The organism is Breoghania sp. (assembly GCF_030066895.1).
Classification (GTDB): Bacteria; Pseudomonadota; Alphaproteobacteria; order Rhizobiales; family Stappiaceae; genus Breoghania.
Genome location: NZ_JASJAV010000010.1, coordinates 165,543 through 174,444 on the forward strand (window position 1 = coordinate 165,543; position 8,902 = coordinate 174,444).

Consider the following 8,902-nt stretch of genomic DNA (forward strand, 5'->3'; position numbering starts at 1 on the left):
TTCGGAATTTTGAGGTTTTTTTCTAAGTTTTAAATTATATTTAAAGGTGATCTGTTTGAATGTGACAAGTAGAAGAGATGTGGGCGCCAAGAAAATATCCGCCCCCTCCCCATCACCCCCGCGCCAAATCCGCCAGCAAGCTGGCTGCCACTGAAAACTTCGACACCGTCAGCGTGTCCGTTTCGGTGATTTCGGTCACCGCGCGGGTGGTGCGGTTGACGTCTTCACGTCTGGAGGCGACCCAGTGGTCCATTGCGCCTTCGATCTTGCCGTCGGCCGACTTCAGGACTTCCGCCGTGATCCGGCGATGGGCGACGGCCAGCGTGGAGCGGGCGCGGTCGAGGGCCAGGCCGTCGTAATAGTCGGAAATTCGCAGATCCTGCGCCAGCGCGTCGATGCGACCGATGCGGAAGGTGGAGGAGACGTCGAAGAACACCGGCGCCACCTCCTCCAGCGTGTGTTCGGCGTGTTCGGCGATCAGGATGATGTTCGGGATCATCACGTCAACGCCGAGCCGCGCGATGTGGTTGGCGAGCGAGGCGGGGACATCCGCATCCGTCCATTCGCGCGCCTGCTTGGCGATGCGCTTGCGTAAGGCGTCGGGCAGGATATCTGGCAGTTTCGGCGAAAGCCGTCCGATGCCTTCCTGGAAGCGGGCGATCACGTTCTCGATGCCGTCGGCAAACGAGACCTCTCGCAGGAACCAAACGGTCTGGTCGAGCACCAGATCCTGCACGGCGGAATAGAGTTCGAGCTGCGCCCGCCCAGGTACCTTGTTGTCCAGCTCGTCGATCTCGCCGTTCAGCGTGATCAGCCTGTAGGCGCCGCGCACCGCCGCAAAGGCTTGCGCGATTTGCGGCACGTCCGCCCCGGTCTGATCGCAGATGCGGGTGAGGAAGGTCGGTCCGCCGCGGTTGATGATGGAGTTGGCCAGCATCGTGGAGATGATGTCGCGGCGCAGCCGGTGGCCGGCGATCTCGTCGTGATAGGCGTCCTGCATCTCGCGCGGGAAATAGCGGAACAGTTCCTTGCCGAGATAGGCGTCGTCCGGCACGCCGGAGGCGAGCAGGCCGTCGTAGAGCGTGAGCTTGGCATAGGCGAGCAGCACGCCGATTTCCGGCCGCGTCAGGGCCGTGCCGATCTTGGCCATGTCTTCCAGTGTCAGGTCGTCGGGCAGCGTTTCCACCGTCCGGTCAAGCAGGTTGCGCGCCTCAAGCTGGCGTATCATGCGGGCCTGATAGCCGAAATCCTCCATCCCGCGCCTTTGCGCGAGCGAGATGGCGAGCGTCTGGAGATAGTTGTTGCGCAGGACGAGGGCTGCGACCTCGTCCGTCATGGCCGCCAACAGCGAGTTGCGGCTTTCCGTCGTCAACCGGCCGGAGCGCACCGCAGCACCCAGCGTGATCTTGATGTTGACCTCCATGTCGGAGGAGTTGACGCCCGCCGAATTGTCGATCGCATCGGAGTTGCAGCGCCCGCCCTTGCGCACGAACTCGATGCGCGCCTTCTGCGTGACGCCGAGATTGGCGCCTTCGCCGATGACCTTGCAGTTGAGTTCGGTCGCGGTGACGCGGATGGCGTCATTGGCGCGGTCGCCTGCATCCGCATCGGTTTCCGTGGTGGCGCGCACATAGGTGCCGATGCCGCCGAACCACAGGAGATCGGCGTTGGCGCGCAGGATGGCGCTCATCACCTCCGAGGGCGCGGCGCGCTGCTTGTTGAGCTTGAGGGTGGCCTGGATCTCCGGCGTCAGGTCGATCGATTTCGCCTGCCGGGGGAAGACGCCGCCGCCCTTGGAGATCTTGGAGGTGTCGTAGTCCTTCCACGAGGAGCGGCCCATATCGAACAGGCGCTTGCGCTCTTCCCAGGTGACGGCCGGGTCCGGATTGGGATCGATGAAGATGTCGCGATGGTCGAAGGCGGCGATCAGCCGGATCTGCTTCGACAGCAGCATGCCGTTGCCGAACACGTCGCCCGACATGTCGCCGACGCCGACAACGGTGAACGGTGTGGTCTGGATATCGATATCCATCTCGCGGAAGTGGCGCTTGACCGCCTCCCAGCCGCCGCGCGCGGTGATGCCCATCTTCTTGTGGTCGTAACCCGCCGATCCGCCGGAGGCGAAGGCATCGCCCAGCCAGAAGCCGTGCTCCTCCGAAATCGCATTGGCGGTGTCTGAGAAGGTTGCGGTGCCCTTGTCGGCGGCCACCACCAGATATGGATCTTCGGAATCGTGGCGGATGACGTTGGCGGGCGGAATGACCTTGTCACCGTCCAGATTGTCGGTGATGTCGAGCAGCGTGGAGACGAAGATCTTGTAGGCTGCGGTGCCTTCCGCGAAGATTTCCTCGCGCGTGCCGCCCGCGGGCAGCCATTTAGGCACGAAGCTACCCTTGGCGCCCACCGGCACGATGACCGCGTTCTTCACCTGCTGTGCCTTGACGAGACCCAGCACCTCGGTGCGGAAATCCTGCGGCCGGTCGGACCAGCGAAGCCCGCCGCGCGCCACCTTGCCGAAGCGCAGGTGCAGGCCTTCCACGCGCGGGCTGTAGACGAAGATCTCGCGGAAAGGTCGCGGCTCCGGCATGCCCTCGATGCGGTGCGGATCGACCTTGAAGGCGAAGATCGGGACGTCGTCGCCCTCCGGTTCGCGTTGGGCCGCGGGCTGGTGGAAATTGGTGCGCAGCATGGCGGAGATGACCGCCAGGAAATGGCGCAGGATGCGGTCGTCATCGAGGCTGGAGACATCGTCTAGTGAAGCCAGGATCTCGTGTTCGACGCGCGCCGCCGCCAGCGAGGTATCCTCGCCGGAATGCTCCGGATCGAAGCGGATATGAAACAACTCCACCAGCTTGGCGGCGGTCGCCGGATAGCGCCCGAGCGTGCCCCACATGTAGTCTTCGGAGTAGCGCACGCGGATCTGGCGCAGGTAGCGCGACAGCGCGCGCAGCATGGCGATATCGCGCCAGCCGAGATCGGCAGAGAGGACAAGGGCGTTGTAGCCGTCGCTTTCCGCCGCCCCGCTGCACACCGCGCGGAACAGAGCCTCCAGCCGCTGCATCAAGTGGTCATGCAGGTTGAGCGGCGCCTCGAAATGGGAATCTAGCGTCAGGTCGTGCAGGTAGGACATCGGTCCGTCGGCGGGCGTGATCCGGTAGGTCCGCTCGTTGATGACGCGAAAGCCCATGTTCTCCAGCATCGGCACGCGCGCCGACAGCGGGATCGGAGTTTCGTGGTGGTAGACCTTGAGCGAGACCCGGTGATCGCCGTCGCTGGTTCTGCGATAGAAGTCGATCGCGGTATGGTCGACCGGGTTGAGCCCCTCGATGATCGCGATATCGGCCAGCGCGGTCTCGGCGTCGAACGCCTCCTTGTAGCCGGCCTGGAAGGCATCGGCGTAGCGGCTGGCGACAATGCGGGCCTCTTCCGGATCGTAACGTGCTTCAAGGGCGGCCTGCAGATCGTCCGCCCAGGTGCGCACGATATCGGCGACCACGCCTTCCAGTTCCTCTCGGTCGGGATCGGGGGTGGTTCCATCATAATGGCCGATGATGAAGTGAACGCGAACCAGCGGGCCTTCCGGATAGGTCACGTACCAGGTGGAGACGCGGCCCTCGTAGACGCGGGCGAAATAGTCGCCGACGCGAATGCGCACGTCGGTGTTGTAGCGATCGCGCGGTAGGAAGGCGAGAATGGAGACGAAGCGGTCGAACTCGTCGCGGCGCGGCAGGATGCGGATGCGCGGACGTTCGAGAAGCTGGAGAATGGCTTCCGCGTTTTGGTAGAGCGTCTTGTCGTCGACTTGAAAAAGCTCGTCGCGCGGATAGGCTTCCAGAATGTTGGCCAGCGCCCGGCCGGAATGGCTGTGCGGATCGTACCCGGCCGTCGCCAGACAGCGCTCCACCTTGTGCCTGAGATAGGGGACCGTGCGCACGGACTTCGTATAGATGGTTGAGGCGAACAACCCCACGATGCGCAGTTCTCCGGCAAGCGAGCCGTCGGCCTCGAACAGCTTCACGCCGATATAGTCCATGTGCGCGCGGCGATGGACCTTGCTCTTGACGTTGGCCTTGGAAATGATCAGCGGCTGCGGCCTCAGCAGGAATTGCCGGATTTCTGGCGTCATCACCACGAATTCGCGCCCGCGGCGCAGGATGTAGACGCTGGGATCAGTGAGAACGCCGAGCCCCGTGCCGCTCTCGTGCTCCAGTTCACCGGTCTCTTCCCCGCCCTCGAAGCGATAGACGCGCATGCCGAGGAAGGTGAAATTGTCGTCGCTCAGCCAGTCGAGAAACTCGATCGCCTCCGCCAGATCCTCCTGCGGGACGCTCGGCGGCGGGCTTTTGCGGTAGCCGTCCACGGCTTGCGCCAGACGGTCGCGCATCGGCTTCCAGTCCTGCACGGCGAGCCGCACATCTGCCGCGACTTCGCCGAGGCGCTTGGTCAAATCCTCTTGCACATCCGCGGAGGCGATCCGCGAGACGTGGATATGGACGATGCTTTCCTTGGTGGCGCCGTCGCCGTCCTTTGCGTCCGGGAGCAGGGCGCCCGTCTCGTCGCGCACCGCCGTGTCGATCGGGTGGACCATCAGGTGGACGTCGAACCCGCTGTCCTGGACCTCGCTCATGATTGAGTCGACCAAGAAGGGCATGTTGTCGTTGATGACCTCGATCACCGTGACGTGGTGATGGCGGGTGGCTGAGGTTTCGAAATCCGGGTTGAAGACCTTGATATGCGGGGTTGGCGGGGGCCGGGTGGCGAAGGCCGCCCAAGAGGCGCGGGCGAAGGCGGCCAGCTCACCGGACGAATAGGCGACAATGTCTTCCGCCGCCGCGTGGGCAAAGAGCGCCGTGGCATATCGGGTGAGGGTCTGCCCGTCCGTGCCTGGGGAAAGCTCCTGACGCATCTCTTCGAGAAGCTGGCTTTTGCGCGTTTCCTTAGGATCCGTCATTGCAATTCCCTTCCTGGCAGCCGACGGCCCCGATTCCGTCGGCCTTGTGAGCGGCACGGGTGCGCAAGCATGTGCTCCTTGCGAAAGCCGGGTCAACCCGGTGGCGTATGCTAAGCCGCTGAATTGTAAAAAAATCACTCAACGTAACCGTGCCCGCCACGTCTCACTCTCCGCACGATTGCCGTAAGGTCGTTCTTTCGGCATGCTCGCCGTGCGGCGCAAGACGGAGGAATACGGAGAAGCTGGGCCGTACTGGGCAAACGCGACATGCGCGGCGACAAGGGGGAGGACCGTCCATGGCGACCGATATGAATGACAAGCACGATATGCGCGTGACTACGTTCGATCTCGACTCCGAGCCGGTGAGTGCGGATACGGCGCGTTATTTCGACAAGTGCGAGGAGAAGCTGGGGTTGGTGCCCAACGTCCTGAAATCCTATGCCTTCGACGACGTGAAGCTCAGGGCCTTCACCGACATGTACAACGATCTGATGCTGGGGGCGTCGGGGCTTTCCAAGCTGGAACGCGAGATGATCGCGGTTGCGGTCTCATCCGTGAACCGGTGCTTCTATTGCCTGACCGCGCACGGCGCGACGGTCAGGGATTATTCCTGCGACCCGAAGCTCGGCGAACTGATGGTGATGAATTACCGGGTCGCGGATCTGAGCGAGCGCCAGCGCGTCATGCTCGATTTCGCCGTCAAGCTGACCAAGCACCCGCACGAGATTCTCGAAGGTGATCGCCAGCGCCAGCGCGAAGCGGGATTTTCCGATCGCGACATCTGGGACATCGCGACCGTGACGGGCTTCTTCAACATGTCGAACCGCGTGGCGGTCGCCACCGATATGCGTCCGAACGACGAGTATCACGCCATGGCCCAGTGAGGAGCCTCGGGAGGAGGGGACTGATGCCTCTCCCCCGCCGCGGGCGCTCGGCCTCAGAAGTCGTGGCTAAGGCGTAAGCGGATGGGCTGGTTGCTGATGCCGTCCTGATCGAACGTCATGCCATATTCGAGCGATAGGCGGGTGACCTGGTCGATTGTCATGAGCTGCGCTCCGAACTCAACCGTGCCGGTATCCTTGGCATCCTCATCGGTCGTCAGGCTGTAGATGGTCGAGGTGGAGAGATAGGACAGGGCTAAGTCGCTGGCATCGGCGAACTCGTGGCTGTATTCGAAGCTCACATAAAGCTTGATGGTGCCCTGGGCGGTGGCGAACGCCGTCTCCACCCGGACGCCGATAGAGCCCGTGAGGGAATCCACCGTTTCATCGCCGTATTTGAGGTTGTAGGATCCACCGCCGGTTTCCGAATAGCTGTCGAGCCAACTGCGGGAGGCCTGCGCCTTGAGATAGGGAGCAACGGTCACACCGTGTAGGTCCTTTTCATACGTGGCCTGCAATGACGCAAACGTCTGACAGCCGGCGCGCGTGCCGTAGTCATAGTCCCCGGTCGAGGTCACATAGCGGGTGTTGTCGAGCGAGATCCCGCCGAAGCCCGCGATCGCATCGAGATAGAAGTCGGACAGTGCCTGGCAACTTGCATAGCCGGAGAGGCTGGCTCCAGAACCGTCGACCTTGGTGCCGTTGTCGGAGACGTCGGTATGGGTCCGGTTGACGCCGACCGCAAAGCCCGCAACGAGGTTCTTGGTGAGGCGGTAGTCAATGTCCGCGGACTGGGCCAGCGAGACGTGGTCCATCTCGTCGTCGCCGCCGGACAGCTCGCTGGTTCCTATGTCGATCGACCCGCCGCTCCACAGCGCCACGCGGCCGTGGCTGAACTGGCCGAACTCATTGGTGAAGGAGGGGGCGGAGGCCGCTTCGCCGTGGGTGGCGACAAAGCCGCCCATGCCGGGGGCATCCGTTTCGCCGGGGGGGTGGTCGGAGGCGGTCTCGAGCGTATCGTTCGTCTGGGAGATGCTCGCGCCGAAGTGGCTCTTGAGCGGTCCGCCGTGGTGGAGAGAACGCAGATGGCTGTTGATGTTCGACATCTGCTGGGTCGCAAATCTGCGCACCGTCGTGGCCTGTGCCGTCACCAGGCCGGTGACTTAGGCATCCTCGGTCGGATCCGGCAGGGCAGAGACGACCAGCGTCAGCGAGATGCTGGCATGGGAGCCGTTGGTATCGGTGACGGTCATGGTCAGTTCGGTGGAGCCGGCGGTCGTGGGCGTGCCGGACAGCGTCGTGCCGGAGAAGGAGAGGCCGTCAGGCAGATCCGCACCGCCCAGCTTGTAGTCATAGTCTCCGTTGCCGCCGGTCGCCACGAAGGTGACGCTGTAGGCGGAGTTGAGTGTGGCCGTGGGCAGGGACGACGGCGAGATCGTGAGGTCGGCGGACACGACGGTGAGGGCAAACTCGGCCGAGGCGGTGGAGTTGTTGCTGTCTTCCACCGCGACGGTGAAGGTCGAGGTGCCCACATGGGTCGGCGTACCGGTCAGCTTGCCGTCGTTGGACAGGGTCAGGCCGGTCGGCATGGTGCCGCTGTCGAGGCTGTAGGTATAGGTGCCCGATCCGCCGGTCGTGGAGAAGCTTGCCGAATAGGCGGTATTTGCCGTCGCCGTGCCGAGCGTTGCCGAGACGGTGAGCGTTGCCTCCTGAACTTCGAGGTAGAGCGTTGAGACGCCGGTGGAGCCGTAGCTGTCGGTGACGTTGATGGTGAAGGAATAGCAGCCGACTGCGGTCGGCGTGCCGGAGATGACGCCACTCGCAAGCTCAAGTCCGGCCGGCAGTTCACTGCCGGTGGCAAGCGCATAGGTATAGGTGTCCGATCCTCCTGTCGCACTCAGGGTCGTGGAATAGGTGGACCCGGCTGTTGCACTAGCAAGCGCGGTGTCGGAGATGGTGAGGGTGGCGGAGGAAACGGTCACCTCAAAGGACTCGGACCCTGTGGAGCCGTAGTCATCTTCCACGGTGACGATGAAGGAGAAGGTTCCGACCTCTTCGAGCGTACCGGACAGGGTTCCGGTGGTGCTGAAGGTCAGGCCCGTGGGAACTGTGCTGGAAGAGACAGTGTAGGTGTACCCACCGTCATCATATCCACCCGATGCGGAGAAGGTTGCAGAGACACTGTCACCGGCTGTGCCGTCGTCCAGATCGGATGCGCTCACCGTAACGTCTGCGGATGCAACCGTAATGGTGGTGATCAAGATACCGCTGTATCCCAGCGAATCTTCCGCTACTAGCCCGATAACGGAACTGCCCACTTCGGTCGAGGTGCCGGTGATGGTGCCATCGTCGGCCATCTCCAGACCGGTTGGCAGGGAGCCGGTCAGGATGGAGAAAGTGTAGCCGTCATCTTCGTCGCCGCCGCTGGCGGTTAAGGTGGAACTCGTGACCTCGGTGCCAGCCGTGAACGACCCGAGGCTGGAGGTTGAAACCGTGATGGTTGCGTAGTTGACCGTAAGCGTCAATTTCTCGGTAGCTGTGTCGCCGAGCCCGTCTGTCACTTCTACGGTGAAAGTGAAATCCCCGATCTCCGTCGCGGTGCCGGAAAGTGTGCCGTCACTGGCAAGCTCAATCCCATCGGGCAAGGTGCCTGAGTAAAGGGAGAAGTTATAGTAGCTGTCGCTATCACTAGCTGCGATCGTCGTGCTTTAGCTTTCGCCCATCGTGGCATCGGCGAGAGACGTCGTGGAGATCGAAACGGCGGCTTTGATAGTGTAACCGATGGCGACGTCGCATTAATCTCCATCATCATTATAATAGACGAGCGCGACAGCGTTGTCAAAACTGGAGCCCTCTGTGGTCGGTGTTCCGGAGATGCTTAGAGTACAGTCGCTGAACGTGACGGTGAGGCCGTCCAATCCTGACGTTTCTAGGGTATAAGAAGCAGAGCTGTTGTAGTCCGAATAGGTCGCTGAATAGGAGGTCGAGACGCCGACTTCCGCAGTCTCGGCAGCGGTCGTTATTCCTTTAAAGCCCGCGGATGCGGGCGCCGCCGGTAGAACTGCCAGAA

At 62.6% G+C, this 8,902-nt stretch carries 5 protein-coding genes; 1 reads left to right on the forward strand and 4 read right to left on the reverse strand.

Annotation, left to right across the window (positions count from 1 at the left end):
• Window positions 1-112 precede the first annotated feature (112 nt).
• Window positions 113-4,951 carry an NAD-glutamate dehydrogenase gene (locus tag QNJ43_RS12175; RefSeq protein ID WP_300470327.1) on the reverse strand — a complete coding sequence of 1,613 codons (4,839 nt, stop codon included), beginning with the start codon at window positions 4,949-4,951 and terminating at the stop codon, window positions 113-115.
• Window positions 4,952-5,277: 326 nt separating this feature from the next.
• Between QNJ43_RS12175 and QNJ43_RS12180 the strand changes: the two genes are divergently transcribed.
• A complete protein-coding gene (locus tag QNJ43_RS12180; protein WP_300470360.1) occupies window positions 5,278-5,835 on the forward strand; it encodes a peroxidase-related enzyme in 558 nt (185 codons plus the stop codon).
• A 53-nt stretch (window positions 5,836-5,888) separates the two neighbouring features.
• Here QNJ43_RS12180 and QNJ43_RS12185 read toward each other — a convergent pair whose 3' ends face one another.
• The 3 genes from QNJ43_RS12185 to QNJ43_RS12195 all read right to left on the reverse strand — a co-directional run.
• Window positions 5,889-6,983: an autotransporter outer membrane beta-barrel domain-containing protein gene (locus QNJ43_RS12185; protein ID WP_300470329.1), complete on the reverse strand. Its 1,095-nt coding sequence runs from the start codon at window positions 6,981-6,983 to the stop codon at window positions 5,889-5,891.
• A 12-nt stretch (window positions 6,984-6,995) separates the two neighbouring features.
• Window positions 6,996-8,531, reverse strand: coding sequence for a putative Ig domain-containing protein (locus QNJ43_RS12190; protein WP_300470362.1), 1,536 nt, complete (start codon window positions 8,529-8,531; stop codon window positions 6,996-6,998).
• Between the two features lie 96 nt (window positions 8,532-8,627).
• A partial coding sequence (locus tag QNJ43_RS12195) for a hypothetical protein (protein WP_300470331.1) occupies window positions 8,628-8,902 on the reverse strand: 275 nt, incomplete at its 5' end.

Excerpts from the sequence above, each read along its gene's own strand:
- QNJ43_RS12175 (WP_300470327.1), bottom strand. The coding sequence starts at position 4,951 with ATGACGGATCCTAAGGAAACGCGCAAAAGCCAGCTTCTCGAAGAGATG.
- QNJ43_RS12180 (WP_300470360.1), top strand. The coding sequence starts at position 5,278 with ATGCGCGTGACTACGTTCGATCTCGACTCCGAGCCGGTGAGTGCGGAT.